Annotated in this window: 13 protein-coding genes; 3 read left to right on the top strand and 10 right to left on the bottom strand. The window is 62.3% G+C overall.

All coding sequences use genetic code 11. The features are described from left to right. Positions 1 to 49 precede the first annotated feature (49 nt). Positions 50 to 1,186 (bottom strand): DNA cytosine methyltransferase, encoded by a 1,137-nt coding sequence (locus RU01_RS02395; RefSeq protein ID WP_082042832.1) that lies wholly within the window; start codon positions 1,184 to 1,186, stop codon positions 50 to 52. Between the two features lie 129 nt (positions 1,187 to 1,315). On the opposite strand from RU01_RS02395, the gene RU01_RS02390 reads away from it, so the two are divergent. Further along, positions 1,316 to 2,218: a ParA family protein gene (locus tag RU01_RS02390; RefSeq protein WP_042572917.1), complete on the top strand. Its 903-nt coding sequence runs from the start codon at positions 1,316 to 1,318 to the stop codon at positions 2,216 to 2,218. Next, on the top strand, positions 2,215 to 2,694 hold the full coding sequence (locus RU01_RS02385; RefSeq protein WP_052493086.1) for a hypothetical protein: 480 nt from the start codon (positions 2,215 to 2,217) through the stop codon (positions 2,692 to 2,694). Before RU01_RS02390 ends, RU01_RS02385 begins: the two co-directional genes overlap by 4 nt. 7 nt (positions 2,695 to 2,701) lie before the next feature. Here RU01_RS02385 and drmB read toward each other — a convergent pair whose 3' ends face one another. From drmB to RU01_RS21980, 3 genes are read right to left on the bottom strand one after another with little or no spacing between them, the layout of a single operon-like run. Beyond that, positions 2,702 to 4,411, bottom strand: coding sequence for a DrmB family protein (gene drmB / locus RU01_RS02380; RefSeq protein WP_042572916.1), 1,710 nt, complete (start codon positions 4,409 to 4,411; stop codon positions 2,702 to 2,704). Beyond that, entirely contained in the window at positions 4,408 to 7,614 is a 3,207-nt protein-coding gene (locus RU01_RS02375) for a helicase-related protein (RefSeq protein ID WP_042572953.1), read from the bottom strand. Before RU01_RS02375 ends, drmB begins: the two co-directional genes overlap by 4 nt. Beyond that, positions 7,611 to 9,566: a UvrD-helicase domain-containing protein gene (locus RU01_RS21980; protein ID WP_197074665.1), complete on the bottom strand. Its 1,956-nt coding sequence runs from the start codon at positions 9,564 to 9,566 to the stop codon at positions 7,611 to 7,613. Before RU01_RS21980 ends, RU01_RS02375 begins: the two co-directional genes overlap by 4 nt. Positions 9,567 to 9,815: 249 nt before the next feature. On the opposite strand from RU01_RS21980, the gene RU01_RS23025 reads away from it, so the two are divergent. After that, entirely contained in the window at positions 9,816 to 10,409 is a 594-nt protein-coding gene (locus RU01_RS23025) for a hypothetical protein (protein WP_197074664.1), read from the top strand. Between the two features lie 611 nt (positions 10,410 to 11,020). Here the strand turns inward: RU01_RS23025 and RU01_RS21975 are convergent. The 6 genes from RU01_RS21975 to RU01_RS23020 all read right to left on the bottom strand — a co-directional run. Then, entirely contained in the window at positions 11,021 to 11,773 is a 753-nt protein-coding gene (locus RU01_RS21975; protein ID WP_156148760.1) for a DUF6339 family protein, read from the bottom strand. Then, positions 11,770 to 12,588 (bottom strand): hypothetical protein, encoded by an 819-nt coding sequence (locus RU01_RS21970; protein ID WP_156148759.1) that lies wholly within the window; start codon positions 12,586 to 12,588, stop codon positions 11,770 to 11,772. Before RU01_RS21970 ends, RU01_RS21975 begins: the two co-directional genes overlap by 4 nt. Before the next feature lie 74 nt (positions 12,589 to 12,662). Then, positions 12,663 to 14,303 (bottom strand): hypothetical protein, encoded by a 1,641-nt coding sequence (locus RU01_RS02355; protein ID WP_197074663.1) that lies wholly within the window; start codon positions 14,301 to 14,303, stop codon positions 12,663 to 12,665. Between the two features lie 188 nt (positions 14,304 to 14,491). Beyond that, a complete protein-coding gene (locus tag RU01_RS02350; RefSeq protein WP_197074662.1) occupies positions 14,492 to 17,056 on the bottom strand; it encodes a Z1 domain-containing protein in 2,565 nt (854 codons plus the stop codon). Between the two features lie 110 nt (positions 17,057 to 17,166). After that, positions 17,167 to 17,742: a TerD family protein gene (locus tag RU01_RS02345; protein WP_042572913.1), complete on the bottom strand. Its 576-nt coding sequence runs from the start codon at positions 17,740 to 17,742 to the stop codon at positions 17,167 to 17,169. Between the two features lie 349 nt (positions 17,743 to 18,091). After that, on the bottom strand, positions 18,092 to 18,431 hold a 340-nt coding region (locus tag RU01_RS23020), incomplete at its 5' end, for a hypothetical protein (RefSeq protein WP_042572912.1).

Here is an 18,431-nt window from a genome sequence, read left to right as displayed (position 1 = left end):
CGCGTGTGGACCGTTCATCCGCTTCCGCCTTGTCGCGCGATCATTGGTCTCAAACAGGCTGCGTTTCAAACAGGTTTGCGTCCGCCAACCTTCGCTGAGGGTGCACCAGAGCCACGGCGGGCTGCGACTCGGGTGTCCACGGCGCTGCAACACGCGCATCCAGCGTGGCCTGATCAGGCACGCATCCGAACACGGCGGCGAGCAGGTGGACACCTAGCCGCGGCGGAATGGCGTTGCCCACCTGCTGCGCCCACCCTGACAGATCCCAGGGGTAGTCGTGAGGAAAAGTCTGAAGCGCGCCCGCCTCCCTCGCTGTGAGCCTGGGGAGAGGACGGCCGTTCCGGTCGACCAAGCGGTTCCTCGACACTTTGCCCGTCACCGTCGCCGAGGGTTGCTCGCACGTTCGCCGGCCACGAGCTGCGGGGTTGCCACCCGACCCATAGTTGGAGATGACCTCGAACCACTCCGGCCTTGCGAGAGCGTCGTTCATCGAGACCCACGGTCGAGGCTCGGTATTTCCCTGCGGGAGCCTGGCGGTGCCGATCCGATAAGCCTGGTGTGTCGGTTCCGGCGTGATCGGCTGCGTTCGTAGGTTGGCCAGCAGTACCGCTCGTCGTCGAGTTTGCGGTACCCCGAACATCTCCGTCCTCACCACCGTACAGATGACGTGGTACCCGAGCGCTTCGAGCACCGGCTTCATCGCCGTCCATATCGGCAGTGCGGCCTGCACTTGTTCCAGAACGACTGCCTCGTACGGGTGGCCGGCATCCATGGCTCCGAGGATCCACTTCAGTGGTTGAAGGATCAGACCGGACCGCTCATCTTCCAATACCTTCAGCGACGCCGTGATGTCCTTGTCGTTCGCCATCTGCCCCACCAGGTGACCGATGTGGCCGAGGGCTTTCCTGCCGCTCCCCGTCCCCGCCACGGTGAACGTCTGGCACGGCGGGCCGCCGGACAGGATGGTCGCGGCACCATGGAGCGCGGGTCCGTACGCCCTCACGTCGCCCTCCGTGGTCTCGAGCTGCGCGTTACGGCGAGTGGCGTTGGCCTCCGCGTCCCATTCGATGCCGTGCGCGGTGAGTCCGACCCAGGCGGCAGCCACATCGAGACCGCCCGGACCGGCGAAGAGATCGATCATGGAATGGTGAGACAGAACGAGCTGCGTCTCGACGTCGTCACCCATGGTTGCGGAGTTTACGACACGGAGGGTTCTGATCGGCCGCCCATCGATGTGTCGGTGGCTCGTCGTAGGGTTCACTCACGAACCGTCCGGTATGGACGTCACGCTCATCCCGGAAGGATCAGCACCATCATGGTCACCGCTATTGCCACGATCAACCTCAAGGGGGGCGTCGGCAAGTCGACGATGACGGCCGCGCTCGCGGAGTTCATGGCTGGGCGCTTCGGCAAACGCGTCCTGCTCATCGATCTTGACCCGCAGACCAACCTCACGACCATGATGATCGGTAGTGAGCGTTGGCAGGAACTGAACAAGTCTCATCGGACGCTCAAGGCGCTGTTCGAACAGGCTTTGGATTCTCGTGCGCATGCGTTCGACATCGAGGAAGCGATCCAGCGCGACGTGTCCCCGCTGTCCAGCGTCACCGGCATCGACCTGCTCGCGTCCTCGCTCGACATGATTGAGATCTCCGAAGAAGTCGCTGCGTGGCAGTACGAGGAACCCGAGTCACTGGAGCCACTGTCCGTGCTCAAGACTGCCGTCGACAAGGTCGGGCACAACTACGACTACATCCTGATCGACTGTCCGCCGAACATGGGCATCGTGACGCGCAACGGCCTGATGCTGGCCGACGCGTACGTCATCCCCACAATTCCCGACGTTCTTTCGACCTACGGCATTCCGCAGATTCAGAAGAGGGTGTCGATGTTCACGGAGAAGTCCGGCCATTCCCTGAAGGCGCTGGGGCTTATCATCACCAAGTACCGCAAAGGCACCAACCTGCATCGCGACACTATTCGCACGCTCCAGAACGCCGTACTGAATTTCGATGCGACGGCGCCGCAGGACCGGACGACGGCGGAGCGTCCACCGAACGTGATTCCGTTTTGGGTTCCCGATGCCATCTCGATCGCTGGCGCGGCTGAGTACATCGACCATCGAACACTCACCAAACGCTACGGCGGCGGTGACACCGTCGAGACTCTGCACGACCTGACCGAGCACGTGATGATGAATGCCAAGATCTACACATGACCGAACCTGGATCCGTCGTCGATGCTCGCGCTCAATTCAATGAGGCCCTCGATGCTCTCGCAGCCACGAACAAAGACGCCGCCTTGGTGGTGCTCACGATGGCCCGTCTGGCCGCACACGCGATGCTTGCCGGCGACGCCGCCCTCACCGTAGCGGCCAGCCGCGTCATCAATACTGAAGCGAAAGTACCCACCCGTCCCGCTGTGGCCACTCCTACCACTACAGCGACAACCCGATCACGAACCTCGCGCGCCGCGGCGGAATTGGATCCCTTCCAGGTCTATAGAACCGACGGCAGGGAAGGGTTGCAATCAGGACTCGCTGCGCTCGACCTCGAGCAGCTTCGCGACATCATCCATCAGTTCGGGATGGATCCGGACAAGCGAGCGATGAAATGGAAGACGATCTCCAAAGTGCGCGAGCGCATCGTCGAGCGCACCGAGTCGACTCGCAATCGGGACAGGGCCTTCCACTGAGCATCGCTCAGCCGGCGAACAACACGTCGCTGAACAGGCCGTGATCTTCGTGTCCATCCTCGGGCGTACCGAACAGCAACGCACGATCAAGGTACCGGTTTCCGAGTTCACAGGACGTCTCGGGTAACAGGACGCAGGCGTGGCACGCTGCCAAGTTAAGAGCGTCCGAACCCGACCCCCTCGATTCGATACATACCGGATCAGCCGAGCACCACGACAGTCGAGTGAGCCCCTCTTGAAGGGCAGGCCCAAAGCTGTCCGGCTCCGCCTGCGAGGCAACGCCTCCTAAGCTTCCCGCCGAATCTGAACTTGCCGTGTAGATGAGGAAGCCGGCCATCGCCTCGTCGACGTACAGCCGCTCCCTCAACGACGCGGCCGGATAGCCGGCCGTCAGCGCGAGCTGATCGATGATCAGATGTGCGAACGTGTGCAGTGCGACGCCGATCAACCCCGAGACACCGGGGAGATCCTCCCACGGTGACGTTCCCCCGGACGCGGCGGTGAACATCGCCCATCTTTCTGCAGCGAATGTGGTACCGGCCCAACGCTCCAACTCGTCGCGGTGAAACGACACGAAGATCCCTTCACCGATCACCTCCACGGCAGGGAGCCAGAACGTCTTCTCCGGCGAGAGATCGCAGAGGTTCTCCTCTCCGGTCTCATCAGCCAACCTGGTAAATCCGTAGAGCGCGCGAACTTCACGCAGTCGGGTCACTTTTCGGACGTCCGAGATGATGTGTTCGAAATCGACGGGAACATCACGCTCGACGCATACGAAGTCATCGTCAAGACCGTCTTGCTCCCGGCCCTCCAGAAGTGCGCGGTACTCCTGCTTGCGCAGGGCTGCCTCGGTCAGCAGATCATCCAGCTGTTCACCACGCCGGCGTTCGACCTCGGTCTCGATCTCCTTGGCCGTAAAACGGCGAGAGTGCCGGGCCAGACTTTGAAGAAGTGCCTGACTCACTGCGTCGGGGTCTTCGAGTGACGCCCAATTCCGGGTGACGAACTTCGCCAGCGCTTGCGAGTAGGGCGGGATGGAGATTGCGGATCTGACAGCGGGGAGCCACACGTTGGAGGCACCACGCTGCACAGCACGCGGAATCTCGTCACACGGTTGCGTGGCATCCGGACCCAACCAGGGTCGATGTCCTTGACAGGCACCGAACTCTGCCAGCGCCTTCGGGCCCGCAGATCCATCGAGTGACCGCGGCTCTACCCCGCACGTGCACGTCAGCTCGAGGTCCGCCAACGATGATGTTCGCCCGCGGGCACGGAGGTGCATCGTATGATCGCTCCCCGAGTCTTGCCCCTTGTGCAGCCACCTGAAGTAAGGGAATTCGTCGATGTGCCCACGGGTACACGCAATCACCAAGCGGAAGGGGCTGAGCTCCGTACGCTTCTCACACGTGCACCGGGCCTTTGCCGGGTCACCGGACAAGCGAACGAGCGAATCGATCCGTCGGCACGACGGGCAGACCTGCGTGATGGGGAATCGGATGACCGGAACATCGCGCCTGTTCTTCGACCCGGCGGGCGGCGACTTCAATTCTGACACCCCGAGACTGCGCGCTAATCTCGGTTCAGAAATAGTGTCACCATCGCGGGGCTTCCACTCGTGGATGCCGGCGATCATGTAGCTCGTCGTCTCCGAAGGAAACAGGCTGCCCACCCCGTACGTGCTGAGCAGCTGCGTCCGTCGGGCCTTGGCCACGCTCATGAATGACTCCTCATACGAATCGGGTAGAGAGCACTCTCGGCATCGACGTCGCGAAGACTCATCAACGTCGGCCAGGGCGTCTCGGTCTGGTTGTACTCGATGTCGATGTCCGTGAGGGCGGCGCCAGGCTCGACCATCAACGCGTGCATCGCGGATTTCCGATCCTGGTATTTCAACGTGTCTCGCGACGACGCTTCGTCGATCCACACCTTCATCATCGCGTTCAGCTGCTCGACGGTGTCTTCTGCTTCGTCGGGCGACGACGCGAGAACACGGCGCTCGATCGTGTCGATGAGCGCCCGCAGCTCGGTCTCGTGCTGCGGTGCCGCAACCGCGCCGCCCTCACCCGACATCGCGTCCACCAGAAGCCTTGCCAGCGAGACGAACACCCCGTGTAGCCCGCGATCTCGTGCACGTGCTGCGAAGGGAGTTGCACTCGTGGCCTCGACAGCGCGATACATGGCTTGATGGAACGGGATGAAGTTCTCGAAATGTGAGCGGTCCCGCGACCGAGCGGAGTTGAGGATGGTCACCACGAGGCCGGGATACTTTCGCCCCACGCGGCTTGTCGCCTGGATGTATTCCGAACTGGACTGAGGCTGACCCATCACCGTCATGAGCCCGAGGCGGTCGATATCGACCCCGACCGAGATCATGTTCGTCGCCAGGACGACATCGTCTGCGGCGCCCGAGTCGACGGTCCGCTCGAGACTCTTGAGCCGCCGGGGGATTTCGGCCGATGACACGCGGCTCGTGAGTTCGTTCGCCGACTGGAGGTTTCTGGCTGTTGTCCCCGAGCGACGGGACACCACCCCGAGCCGCTCGCGCACGTCGCCCTCGACCTGAAGGAGCGCACTTCCCAACACACGGAGGCTATTGAAATAACCCAGCAAGGTCCAGTACGGATCGCGGACAGCAGGATCCGCGTCGATGTCCTTGGCAGCTTGGAGCAGCGCTCCGTAGGTCCGCACCAGCAAGGTCGCATGACTGGTTCCGGGGCTCATCACCCCCACGTACATTCGGGTGCCCGCTACGTCCCGCGGTGCGGGCTCGGCAAAGAACGACTGGTCGGGGTCGATGCCCGGAGGCGGGAACTGGCGGGAATCACGATCGAACACACTCTTGATCTGCGCACTCGACCGTCTGATCGTTGCGGTGGACGCCACGATCTTCGGTCGTGACATGCGATCCGTTCCCGTGATCGGTACCGAACAGGCGGCATCGACCGCTGTCTCGTACAGGCCGACCATCGACCCCAACGGGCCCGAGATCAGGTGGAGCTCATCCTGAATGATCAGGTCAGGCGGACTGCCGATGCCGTCCCGCGCAAATAACTTTCGAACGTCCGACCGCCAGGCCATCATCGCGAACTTGTCGACAGTTCCCAGGATGAGCTCAGGGCGGTACTCGTAGATGTCCTGATCGACCACATAGACGGGGAGACCGGCGGAGAAGTCACAGGCAGTGTTGCCACACGCGATACGCAGGCGTGCTGCCGGTCCGGTCACCAGCGAGTACTTGGAATCGTCCATCGCCTTACCGCACCAGGGACACTGAGTCAGCTGGACGGGATTCGCCTCGGTGATTTCAGTACCTTGCCGCAAGGCACGAAGGGCCTTCTTCACGTCGTCGTGCGTGTTGGGGGTACCCCCGCGTCCCACCCAGAGCCCGATGCTGAACGGCCGGGACCCCAAGCCACCGTGCCCGATTCGGATTCGCTCGAGAGCGCACAGCAACATTGTTGCTCGCTCGAACTGCTGGATCGTAAGCAGGCGCAGGGTGTATCGCATGATCACTGCCACACCGATCGCCTCAGTATTCCTGATGCGTCGTAGCAGAAGTATGAACGCGACCAGCCCCAAGTACGCCTCGGTCTTTCCACCACCCGTGGGGAACCACAGCAGATCAGCTATATCGCGGTCATTGTGACCGGCATCAGCGAGTCCGGGGAGGTTCAAGAGGACGAAAGCGATCTGGAAGGGGTACCAAGTCTGGTCGAGGCCCTCGTCCATGGGCCCTGTCGCGCCGTTTCGGACCCACACCTGCCGTGCGCGCTGAGTCTGCATTGCCTGGTTGGCCAGCTGAAAAGCCTCGAACACCTCAGGATCATTCTCCAGAAGCGCGATTCCCGCCTCGATCCTGTCAGCGGCATCGCGTGCATTTGCGAAATGCTGCAATGCTGTCGGCTCCAGCGACTCGGGAACGTCGGTTCCGCCCGAGGTAACCGCGGCTTCACGTTCGGCGATCCACGAGCGGTAGGACTCGACGAGACGCTCCAACCCTGCGACGACGTCTGCGGAAGAGGCGTGACCCAATGTCGACATTCGCAGATCTATGCCGTCATCGTCGACGGATCCAGGGCGAGCCCGTGAAACCTCGTAGGTCGGCAGCAGCGTGGACTCGATGCGGTCGGTGACGACCTGTCCGGTGGTATCCCATGTGACAGCGCATCCATGTCCGATTCCGAACGTACGCGCCTTGCGATACATCAGATCGGCACTGAGGAGATCAGCATCGTCACCGAGACGGTTAGGGGCTCCACGATCAACGAGAGCGGCGCCTTCGGTGGTGACTGTTATGCCGACCTGAAACCACGCATTGGCGTCGCGCAGTTCACCTTTGGAGGACGCGAGGGTGTTACGTAGGACTGCGGAGATCGTGACGGTGCCGTTGCGGGGCTTTCTGGTCAGCGTGTAGAGCTGCAGGCCCGGCGCGACGTCACGTGTCTTCGTGCCAGGCGCGGTAATCGAGTGAATTATGTCGTCGGGATTTGCCGCCAACCGGCTCCACGTATCCGGCTTCGCCCGGGTACGTCGACGTGTCCCGCCGTCCGCGGGGGTGGCGTCGGGAATATCCGACGGTATGTAACGAGCGCCGGCAACGGAAAGCGTGACCGTTTCGGCGAGCTTTGAATCGACAGTGAAGGTCAGTCCCATCGATGTGGGGTATCGCATCATCGACTGAGCGACTGGGGTATCGCTTGCACTGTCCACGGGATCGGACTCGGCGCTGTCGGGTTCCGGCTCTTCCTGAAGCGCCTCTTCGGCGGGCCAGAGGACCCCGACCACGTATCGGTCGAGTGGCGCTTCGTCGAGGATTTCGCCTTCTCCCCCGCCGGGGCCGAACAAGTCCTTCTCCAGTTGTTCGACCATGTCGCCCCGGAAGGCATACATCGAATCCAGCGAGTTACCAATGTTCGTCATGACACTCCGTCCCACTTCTGATCCCATAGCGGGCGCACCAATCCCGAAAGCCGCGGCGCGAGCCAGATTCCCGACTCTCCGAGTCCAGCTTCAGCACACACCTCTGGCGTCCCAGTCACTGACTCCACCGTCATCACCGTCACGCCTGTCATCACCATCGGGTAGGCGTGCTGCCAAACTGTGAACAGTCGCTTGACACTCCGGCCGAAATCCTCGTTGGTACGGCCGAAGGCCTTTCCATCATCGCCCTTGACGAGGTAGATGGGTGCATCTCGATGGCTCCACTCACGATCGAGTTCCAAGGTCACGGAGAGCCCCGTCACCCGACCGGACGCCAACAGCTCCTGTGCGGCCATGGGCGAAGCTGCGTCCGCCGTGGAAAAGGGCGAGTCGGTATCGATGTCGCCGTTGCGGAACTCGATCGACCGTGTCACCTGCTTGCCGCCCTTGCCGAATGACTTCTCCATCCACCGCCCCGGCGGCGCAGGATCCTTTTTCATCCAGGACTTCGCCGTTTTCGGGGCGCACCGCCGAACTTCGTCCCGAGCACGACTCAGCGCCACGTAGTTTCGCCGAGCAATCGCGAAATCGTCTTGATCGGACTCGTGGTCGGTGTCCAGGAGGAACACGCGATCGAACTCGAGTCCCTTTGCCCGATGCACGGTGGAGATGACCACGTCTTCGGTGGTGTCCGCCATCAACGCCGTCGGGATGCCGTATCCCCCGATCACGCGGCGGATACGAGACATGTCTAGGTCGTCGGGGGAACGGAAGACGCCTTCTGCTTCCTTGAGAACATTCCAGGCGTCTGTCGGATCGGCAACGGATGTGAACTCGAGCGCTGCGATCACGTCGTCACGCCGGTTGACCACTCGCGGCAGAAGCCGCGCCAACTCCGACACCCACGCACTGGCACCCTGCTCCTGCGATGTCCGGCGGAGCGTGTGGCGGACCCTCAATGATGTCAGGAGCTGGGACACGCGGAGGGCGTCACCGTTCGTCTTCGTGAGGACAGCTGTGGTCCGGCCCGCACGGTAGACGTCGGCGAGCCAGGTCTCCGCCTCGGCACGCGGGAGCGCCTCGACGAACGACCCGACCTCTCCGCGGGCCGCTGCACCATCCTTCATCGTGCGAAGGCGCTGCCCGAGGTCCACGACGGCGAGAGGAACAGGACCCCGTGCACGGAAGTTCTGAGTGAGCCGTGTGACACGAACATTCTCCAGGTCTCCGAAATCGTCCACGATCTCGGAGTGGTGGGCACGCTCGGTATCGGTCAACTGGAAGTCGTACAAGGCCTGGTTGGGATCGCCCAGCGCAGTGAGACCGACATCAGCACCTGCCCGCGCGATCAGCGCCAGTGCCAATTTCGCGCGCTTCCCTACCAGATCCTGCACCTCGTCGAGAACGACGTGCCGGACATCGTCCAGCATCGGAAGCTCGACGTCGTCATCGAGCAACAGTCGCGTCGCGTGCTCGATTCGTGCGTCGAAACTACCCGTAGGTTCCTGCTCGGCGTCGATGATGACCCTGCTCGCGAACGAATCGAACGTTCGGATCTCCGCGCCTGCGAGCACCCGCGTCGCCAGTCTCTTCCTGACAGCTGACACTGCTGCGCGCGAGAAGCTGAGGACAAGGACCTCAGTGGAGAGAGACAGCTCATGTTCGCTCGCCAGGTGCTCCAACCGCGCTGCGACGACCTCGGTCTTACCCTGCCCTGCGCCCGCGACAACCACCAGTCGGTCCGAGGGCGACGCCTCGGCCACTGACCGCTGGCGTTCGTCCAGGGTGAAGGAGCCTGATGTGGGATCGGACTCGTCGAGCGAATCCGGAACAGCAACGGTGGCTGGGGTATCGACTCCCACCTGGCTCGCTGCCTGCTCCGCCGCTGCGGCGGCCGCCGCTCGACGACGATCGCGGAACCGAAGTAACGGGTCCACTGTGCCGGCGCGCACGCGAAGACGGTCCCTGAATTTGCTCGGAACCGGCAACGCTGAATCACTGATGCGGACCGTTCCCGAGGGAAGAGGGTCACTGATGCCGACCGAGTGCAGGATTCTTGCCAACTCTTGTTCCAAGGCACTCAATGCTCCCGGGGCGCCTTCGAGCAACCGCTCACTCGCGGTGGCAATTCCTGGCCATCGACTCAATTGCCCACGAAGCGCGGTGACGCCCTCGAGGGCGTCCTCGGTAGTTGACCGGTCGTGGTCGCTGATCAGCAGTGCTGGACTCATCGTCAGCGACCATTCGGCACCGTCACCGAACCGTGCGCGCAAGCCATCTTGAATCCTGGGTCGGATGTCAGCGAGCACGCGCTGCCGGACATGCGACCCCAGCGGAAGATCGTTGCGTTCGACGAGGCTTGGACGAAAGGCGTAGTCGTCCGCGGAACCGAGTTGTGCGCTCAGCGCCCGCATGTCGTAGTGAAGTGCATCATGGGGTTCCACTGCCAGCACGATCGCGCCGACCTCTTGGCCACGAATACCTTCATCGTCATCGTCGAACAAGGCGTAACGCGGATTGCGTGTCGAAATCATCTCAAGCTTCACTCGTCGGCGAGCCAGACGGGTGTCAATACCGTACTCAGGCACGGTCAAACGCCAAGCCGAGAGGTAGAGATTCTTGACCTTCGTGGCGCTGGTCTGGGCCAATTCATGAAGAGCATCGAAAAGTTCGGCACTCTCAGCCGCACGGCTCTGGCTGATCGCCCACTGATCCCACACAGGTCGATATCGTGCGAACAGGCGCTCGACATCGACGCCATACTCCTGCTGGTAGAAGACAGCTTCTCGTCGTAATTCTCCGAGATCGACGGCCAGCGGTCGCGATCCCCAATCGGTCAATTCAGACTCATCCACCAGCCCGTCCAGAGGCCACAGCATCGGGGGCGGCGTGTCGGTTGCTGCCACATCGGGTCGAACGAACTGGAGTCCGTCGGACGTTGCCGTCACACCGAACGGCAGATCACCGTGTGAATCCACGAGGTCTGCCAGAAGCGACGCAGGCTGTGGAGGTTGCTGGTCGCCGGCCTTCAACGACCGGAGAGCAGCTACATGAGTTTCGAGCGATCGAAGCGCCGCCACCCCGTCAAGCGTGTCCAACAGACTCCATCCTTGATTCCGGCCCCGACAATCCGACCATACCGCCTGCCCGGTCTATTCATACGTCTTGCAACATCTTTGCGACCGTCTTTACGTCCGGGTGGTCAGCACTGCCGCACGTCGACCCGGCAACTGCTGCAGCGACACTGCACATTTGTACGGCCGCCGTTCCGATGGATAAGTCCTGCGTCGGCCACACCGTTTGATCCCTGCCGGGCAGGCTGCTTCGCGGTGTCACCAGGTCCGCTACACCAGAGCGGGGGATGCGCCATCCATCAAGCGCCTCGACGCGTGACGGTGTGTCGACGTCAGCCGTGACGATGGACCGAAGACGAGGCCGCACCGAAGACGGCTCTGACACGGTCATCGAGCTGATCATCGGACAAGGTGGCGAAATCCACGAATGCCATCAGCCGCCGGAGCCGAGGAACAGCTTCGCGGAAAACCGCACGTCGGCTGTCACCTGAGTCGAGGCCGATCGACACGCGAGCTATGGATCGGGCGAGAGGCGTGATGCCGGCGATGGACCGCCGTTCGGTGATCTGATTCAGGTCACTCTCGGACAGGCTGCGGAGAAGCGAGTAGTCGTTACCGGCGTCTGTCACGACCACGAATGTGGTTGCTTGCCACCACAGTCGCGAGAACATGTGCCGCGTCAAGTCCGTGGCAATCCACCGCTCGATGTTCCGATTCGGGAACCGCCATTGCGTGATGTCCGGCATCGCGACGATCGCAAGGAAGGACCACACTCCGCGGGTGGAGGCCTCGACCGCCGTGATGTTCATCGACCTGTGGATGGCCTCTGCGGCGACTCGATCGAAGCGAACGAGGTCGGCAGCCTCGGCATCGTGTGGATACCCGAAGTCCTCGGCGATCGTACGCAGCGAGTCCGTGAGTTCGCGAACCCCAGTCTCACCCATTCGTCGACCACCGGTTGCCGCATAGGTCATCTGCGAGTGCTTCGTTCGTGCCGCACGAGCCATCTGCGCAGGCCCGCCCTCCAGCTTGCGATAAGCGACCGTTGCAGGTGCGAGACCCAGTCGTGGCCAGAGCTCCGTCATGAGAGCGCCCTCCCAAAACCGATGGCGCGCGTCCCGGCAACGATGGAGCTCCGGAGGTCCATCGACGAACGCAGTACGGACTCCGACGTCCACGAAGCGGGATCGTCCAGCACTCGCGACGTCAGAACGCGCGCAGCCGCCCCGAACGATTCTGAGTCGCAATCTCCCAGCTCGTCCCAGTGTGCCAACGACCACCGGACCATCTCGTCGACCAGGCCCTCCTCCATGCTCTCGATCAATGCCAGCTGATCGTCCGTATGATTCTTCACGCGTTGCACCGCCTTCACCAGCTTCGTGTCGAGCGGATTGAGCAGAAGAAGCAACGCCCCCATGGCCGGCTCGTCCGGCGTAGCAGGCATCACGAGGTGCCAACTCGCCCCAGGATCGATTCCGAATGCCTGGAAGTCCACCACCTCGGTGGGGAACATGGCCTCAGGGCCCATGAGCCGAAGCGGCTGCTCATCGCTCCAGAGAATGGACCCCGCTTGGCAGGCTTCGCCGGCCGACGAACTCAAACGGTCACGTTCGAGAACCAGACGCCGGGTCAACACGATAGACGTACCCGCGAACTGTGGGTCCACCTCGATCTCGACGTCGAACTGCCTGTTGACCACCGGAATTCGGGTACTGGGACCGACAAGATATGTATCCGACGCACGCCAGCCGAAGTGGAAGGCAAGAGGAGACCCATCGGTCAGATGCGTTTCGGCTCGGATTCGTGGAACGTCTGCCTCGATCCGGCACCGGAGCCGTAGCTCAGAGCGGTAGTCCCAATTGTCCACTGCCTCGCCCAAAGGTTCCCACTCGCCCTCCACGAGGTGGGCCCAGGGCGACATCGTCACGGTAGCTGCGCTGGGGACAAGGTACGGGCGCACGTCAGTCATATGTTTCACCCCTCCCGTGACACGGAGACAGCAAGCCGCACGACGGCATCGGTCGGCGGACGGACCGAGACAACCCACCGTCTCTCGTCCCGCGGGCCGGCTCTGAGGTCAGCGCCCTGTCGAAATTCGTTCGCTTCCAGGCTCGTCCATCCAACTACCACCGGTGCATCCAGGGACGCGTGGTGTTCGATACCTCCGTCGATCACCACGAACGGCTCGGCGGTCACCGTCGTGGTGGTGGACCAGGCCGGCAACTCGATGGTCGCCTGGATCAGCGCTTGCCCGTCCGTGACCACCAGAGCGGGGCCCTCGACCACTTTGGGCTTGGAGCTACGGACACTGGAACCACGTCCCGCGCGATGCCCACCCTCGCGACCCGCTGCTCCGGGAGACGACGCGCCTTCGGTCGCGCCGCCGACCAAGCCCGCCAAGCGTCCCGCGAGCGGAGCCAACGCGGCGTCGTGTTGCGACTCTGGGCCAACCTCTACCGAAGTGGGCTTCAGGTTGGCGTTCACGAACCGTGCGGCAAGGCGGATGACTCCCAGAGCCGTGCCGTGGAGACCACTAGTCACCCAGTCGTCGTGCGTGGGCGGTTCGGCATCCGCAAAATATCGATCGGCCTCGACCGCAGACTTGAACACGGCACCGTACTGAATCGCCTCGTTTGGATTCGGTTCCCCAGGAACGTAATCCACAACCAGGTTCGCTTGCCGCATCCGAGCACAGTGCCGTGCGGACCCTGCAAAAGGCGCGGCGAGCGCGAGCAACGGATGCTTCGCTAGTGGTGCCATCGACTCGACCTTGGCGAACCTGCCGATCTCCGTGGGTTTCGCACGACGAGGAGGGATGTCGTACTCGCCCTCCCGCGACAGCTTGCGAAACGCGTCGACGAACGGTCTGAGTTCGATCGTGTGGTCCGGGGCAGGGAGCTCCACCGGAAATCCTTCGAACTTCACCGAGCACTTCAACCGGTTGTCCACACCGTCGAGCATCTTGGGCCAGAGATTCCACATCATCGTCGATGCGATGTACTCCGCTGCGGACTGCGGATTTCGTGATTCCTCGGAATCCCCTGTTCTCACCGCGCCGAGATCGGCCGCAATGATGGCAACCGTCGTTCCGGTCTGGCCCTCTGCGAATTTCGGCAACCCAAGCGCGTTAGCCACGTCCTCTGCGTCCCTGTCGATCAAAGCCTGTGCAATGTCGCCGTCCTGCACCCCCAACCAGTGGCGACCGGTGTATCTGACCCCGTCGTGTTGGAATCCATCGCCCATGGCGGCTCCGATGAGTCGGCGCTGAACTTTGCCGCGAAAGACACACTGACTGTCCGCGACGATGACATGGCACCTGCTCACGTTGTAGAGGATTCCCTTACCGAAGCCGTAGGAACCCCCGCCGAGATCCACGCCTTTGCGCTCACCCACGTTTCGAATGAACTTGACGAAATCACCTCTCTCGCCATCGAGAGGAGGCTCGTCCGCTCGCAACGGGCCGCCGAGGCCTGTCGTTCCGCGATCGGAGATGATGAGGACGGTCGGCTTGGTCGTCATTTCCTCGACCAAGCCCAGATCGGCTCCCTCGGGACCGGGCAGCAAGAAACTTCGCCAACCTTCGAGCCTCTTGCCGGACAACTCGCGGATCTGCACGTTGAATTCCACGTCGCGACCGGGCAGTGCCGCGTCGCAGCTGTTCTGCGCCGCTTCACGGACCAACACGGTGAGCGGGTCGAGCTTGGGCTTCCCCAATTGCCGACGAATGCCTTCGGACGCGGTCGAGCCTTCGGCAGCGACACGCTGCGACCACCACGTAGCCGCCGTTGTCGAACTCACAGGGCTCAACCGTCCGACCCGACCAGCGCGACCAACTCGTCGTCTTCCGACTCGATCTCGGCGTCGGTGAGATCGACACTGACGTACGTCTGACTGACCTTGCTGTCGTCATTCGCCGATCCCGGGAAGACGAGCGCAACGCCGATCACATCGGCTCTCGCGTCCAGCGGGTCCCTCGACTTCGAGTTCGCCGGGTCCGGCTCCGACATCGGGTCGATGGGATAGAGCAGGATCAATCCCTTCGATCGCACATCTGGGTTCTTGTCTCGCGCATCCATCAGCGAATTCTCGCTCATCTTCCGCGCCTCAGACTGGTCGAGGAAGTCGACCGCACGATGGTCTTTCGACATCAGAGTCTTGATGTCGGAGCGCTCGACTCCATCCACCTTCAACTGCGATCGCACGATACGGCCGAAATCCAGCCCGCCGAGACGCACGGTTCCCCGCTCCGAACCGGGTTTGGCAGCCATGACTGCGAGATTCCACATGTCGAGACTGCCTCGACGACGTTGCTTCGCAACATATTTGCCGATCAAGTCGACGTCGAGATCAGGAGAATCCGGGTGCACGGAGTAACTGTCCAGGAAGCTCAGCACATCGTCGGCGTCGACGTTCTCGAACACGACGGACCCGGAGTCGAGGGTCCTCGGTTCGATCCCCTTGGTTCTGACACGGGACAGGAGTCCGTCGGCGGCGTCGACATTGCGGAGTAGCCAATCTTCATCCCGAGTGCGGAAATATCGGGTTTGTACACGCCGCCCACCGTACGACGCGTAGGCCGGTATCGCCGCGCCCATTTTGGCGGTGATCCGCAGAGTCGGATGCGTCCTGATGCGCACACCGAACTCCGTGGGTGTCAGATCCTCGGACTCGTAGCGATCGATATCGAGACGAATTTCTCGTTCGACCGTGGCCAGGTGACGGAACCACTGGCGCAGCTCTTCTGTCATCCAGATCCGCGGAAGATCTTCGTAACCAAAGCGGAATCCAAACCACCGGGCCATCTGCAACAAGGTGTCGTACGCCCCTGCTGCCCTGACGAAGTAGCTGACCGTCAGACCCTCGAGCGTCAGCCCGCGACTCAGGGTGTTCCCTCCGACTGCGATCGCCACCTGACCATCCTCGGAGTAGTCCAGGCGATCGTCGCTGCGGAAATTGTCTATGACCACGCGACACTTGCCGAGCACCTCACCGACGAACGGACGCACGTCCTCGAACGTGAGCGGTGCCAGTCCGAACGTCGCGGACGTCACCAGTGACGTTTCGGCCTGCCATTGGGACGACAAGCGTTGCACGGCCGTGGGATCACCGGTCTCCCACTTCTTGGCGAGCCCAGACACGAAAGCGCTGAGCGGCCCTCGGAACTGGTCGTGGATGTCCGTTTTCACCGACGTGTGAATCAGCATCGTCGCGTGGCCTTTGTCGCCCCGAGCACGCCGGGCGGCGGTGGCCAGGACGAACCAGGTCAGTGCAAGGTCGAGAGTGGGCGGTATCGACGGGAGAAACACCTGGGCGGCACTCTTGCCGGAAGGTCGCACGTCGTCGACGTCCTCGTGCGGAATGATCCGGACCATGTTCGATCCGTCCAAATCCACGCCGTTCGCCTCGTCGCCCTCGACCACGTCCCGGCCGAAAATTCGCTCGGTGCCGAAGTAACCCTCCGGTTCCGGCAGGTTGAGGATGAAGTCCTTCGGGTAGAGGTCGCCGGCAGCCGGGTCGATCAGGATGTTGGCGAACGGCGTCGCCGTGTATCCGATGTAGGTGCTCTTCGGCAGCTTGGCGATGATGCCACGGATCAGCGGGTTGATGATGCGGGTCTCGACGCTCGCCTGGTCTGCTTCGTCATCGATGATCAGTGTCGGCACATCATTGAGTGCGCGCTGTTTGACGGCAGGTTGAAGCCATTTATCGAGCCGCTTCAACACCGCGGCATTCTTCTTCACCACGGCCAGGATCACACCGCTGTCGTCGACGTGCAGCAGAGCCGTCGACTGCATGGTGGGTGCTCTGAAGTCGCCGTCCGCGTTGGTCAGTTGCTTCCACTTGGTCGGTGTCAACTTGTGAAGCTGCTCATCCAGGCGTTCTTGCGTCTGCTTACGCAGGCCGTTGTGGATTCCTGACAGAACGATGACGAACTTGTACCCGACGTCCGCAGCTTTGGCGATGACCGCAGTGAAGTTTGTCGTCTTCCCGGACTGGACGTACCCGACGACCAAACCCTTCGAGTCCCAGTCGGACTCGTTGGGCCGTGGCGTGTACGCGATGACCTTGTTGGACGAGCTGTCCAAAGTGCTCACCCGGCCATCGGGCCAGGCCAGGTCCACCCGAATGAACCGCTCGAGCGCAGGCCAGTACACATCCGCGGACGCATTCGGTCCGGCATACCACGGCTCGCGTGGGCCGTGAATGATGGGCGGGCCACCGCTGATGACTCCGGTCACCTGCTTGCGATATTCCTGGACGTACGACTCGAGCTCATCTCGGCTGAGCCGGCCGGTGAAACTCTTGATCGCAGAATCGAGCGAGGTCTTTCTCGCCCACCCCGCGAACACTTCATAAAACGGGTCCACGGCTATCATCCTCTTCAGCGCCCGAGCGCACCCCGGGCATGGTGTCGGAACCGGGAGTCATCAGGGAGGACTCTCGGTTTCGGGTCAATCTGAAAGGTCGAAGGTCCGCGTCAGACGTTGATCCCATAATCTCGGGCAATTCCAGCCAACCCCGAGACGTAGCCCTGCCCGATCGCGCGAAATTTCCATTCTTCGTTACGGCGATAGAGCTCACCGAACACCATAGCCGTCTCGGTCGACGCGTCCTCGCTCAGATCGAAGCGCGCAAGCTCGCGGCCATCGGCCTTGTCGACCACGCGGATGAACGCGTTCACCACCTGGCCGAAGTTCTGCCGGAGGGCGTCGGCATCGTGGATGGACACCGGGAACACGATGGAATCGACGTCGGGCGAGAGCGCCGTCAGGTCGATGTCGATGCTCTCGTCATCCCCATCCCCCTCGCCGGTTCGGTTGTCACCCGTGTGTTCGATCGCGCCGTCGGGCGAGCGAAGGTTGTTGTAGAAGACGAAGAACTCGTCGCTCAGGACCTTGTGGGAGGGGTTGAGGGCGATCGCACTGGCATCGAGGTCGTACGCACCACCGCTCGTCGAGCGAACATCCCAGCCCAGTCCGATGCTGACAGCCGTCAGGCTGGGCGCTTCCTTGCTGAGTGAGACGTTCCCACCCTTGGCCAGTGTCACAGACATGTTCGGTTCCCATCCTCACGTCACCAGGTTGCAATATCAATCTAGCCATACCGACAAGCCAAGTGGTCGGAATGGTCCTGCAGTTCCCGATTCGCTCGAGTTGCTGACGCGATCCGATCTCGCAGCCAGGCCGACGATGGACGCCCCGGGCAGTCTCGCCGACAGCCGCTTTGGACCCCGTCCGAGAGTATGCCGCGGCCTCCGACCGCCCGTCAGGTCATGAAGAACAAGGAGTCGTCACCGGGTATACGAAGTCGGAGTTGAAGACATCGTCGAACGTTCCGCCAGACAGACCCATCGACCAGTCGTGTAGCCAAGTACAGCGAACTCAGCAGTCCGCGCACACCATTCAGTGGCCACTCGCTTTGCGGACCAGGGCATCATCGCGGACGCACGTCCAACCGTGTGCCTGTAGAGCCTGCACGATGTCGACCTCATCGCTCACGTCGAAGTGCAGGAACTCGCCGTCATGAATGGTGTCCTCGACCTTCCCGTATTGCTCACGAACCGATTGCGGTACGTCGCGGAGCATCTCTCGGGCGGGCCAGGCCGGCCAATCACCGTCGGCGTGTCCGGGAACAGTGTCCAGGTCGAACACTTCGCCGTCCGCAGGAAGATCAGTTTCGCCATCGGCGAAGCGCTCGACCACATCGGTCCAGCTTTCGGCGGTTAGGCTGTTCTTCGCGTCC

The sequence above is a fragment of the Rhodococcus sp. MEB064 genome, from assembly GCF_000834565.1.
GTDB lineage: Bacteria > Actinomycetota > Actinomycetes > Mycobacteriales > Mycobacteriaceae > Rhodococcoides.
This window is presented reverse-complemented; position numbering and strand designations above follow the sequence as displayed.